We start from the raw sequence: 1,073 nt of genomic DNA on the forward strand, positions 1-1,073 counted from the left end.
AGATGTGTATAAAGAGACAGGCGCATCGCCGTCACCGCCCCCGCGCTGATCTGGCTCATACCCGGCACACCCCACCACTACGGGCCCGACCCGGCCACCGGCTGGGACGAGAGCTTCGTCGACTTCACCGGCCCGGCCACCGCCACGTACACCGAACTCGGCTACATCGAACCCGACCGCCCCGTCGTCCCCCTCACCGACACCGCCGCCGCCCGCGCCGCCGTCGGCCGCATCGCCCGCGCCGCCCGCCGGGGAAACCCGCTCCTCGAAGTCGAGACCGGTGCCGCCGTCCACGAACTCCTCGTCGCCCTGCGCCGCGCCCGCGCCGACATGGGAGCCGACGGCGACCCCGTCCTGCAGGCCCTCGCCCGCGACGCCTTCCAGCCCCTGTCCGTCGCCGAACACGCCTCCCGCCACGGCATGACCCCCGCCGCGCTGCGCGCCGCCGTACGCCGGGGCGCCGGATGCAGCCCCAAGGACTACCTCCTCGGCATCCGCCTCGGCCGCGCCAAGGAACTCCTCGTCGCCACCGAGCTGCCCGTCGCCGCCGTCGCCCGCCGCGTCGGCTACGACGACCCCGCCTACTTCTCCCGCCTCTTCACCCGCCGCGTCGGCCTGGCCCCGGTCCGCTTCCGGGAGCAGCAGGGCCGCGCCGTACACGGCGGATGGAGCCACCGGATCCCAGATCCCGAACACCCGCCGACCATCGCCACCGGGCCGACGTAAGCTCGCTGACCATGACCTCCAGCGAATCCAGCGAGATCGACGAGTCCGTCATCGCCGAACTGAGCCGGCTGCGCGACAGCATCGACAACATCGACGCCGCCGTCGTCCACATGCTCGCCGAGCGCTTCAAATGCACCCAGCAGGTCGGCCACCTCAAGGCGCAGCACCAGCTGCCCCCCGCCGACCCGGCCCGCGAGGCCCGTCAGATCATCCGGCTGCGCGAACTCGCGGAGAGCGCGAAACTGGACCCGGCCTTCGCCGAGAAACTGCTCAACTTCATCATCGCGGAGGTCATCCGCCACCACGAGACGATCGCGAAGTCCTGACGGGCGGACCCCGCCGCACCC

1 protein-coding gene and 1 pseudogene are annotated in these 1,073 nt (G+C 72.2%); both read left to right on the forward strand.

The genetic code is table 11. From position 1 onward, the window contains the following. Positions 1 to 18 precede the first annotated feature (18 nt). Positions 19 to 726 (forward strand): annotated as a pseudogene (locus tag E2E34_RS34465) (helix-turn-helix domain-containing protein); the annotation flags it as partial. 11 nt (positions 727 to 737) lie between these two features. Continuing rightward, positions 738 to 1,052 carry a chorismate mutase gene (locus tag E2E34_RS34470; protein WP_138905736.1) on the forward strand — a complete coding sequence of 105 codons (315 nt, stop codon included), beginning with the start codon at positions 738 to 740 and terminating at the stop codon, positions 1,050 to 1,052. Positions 1,053 to 1,073 lie beyond the last annotated feature (21 nt).

The organism is Streptomyces albidochromogenes, from assembly GCF_005981925.1.
Lineage (GTDB): Bacteria > Actinomycetota > Actinomycetes > Streptomycetales > Streptomycetaceae > Streptomyces > Streptomyces albidochromogenes.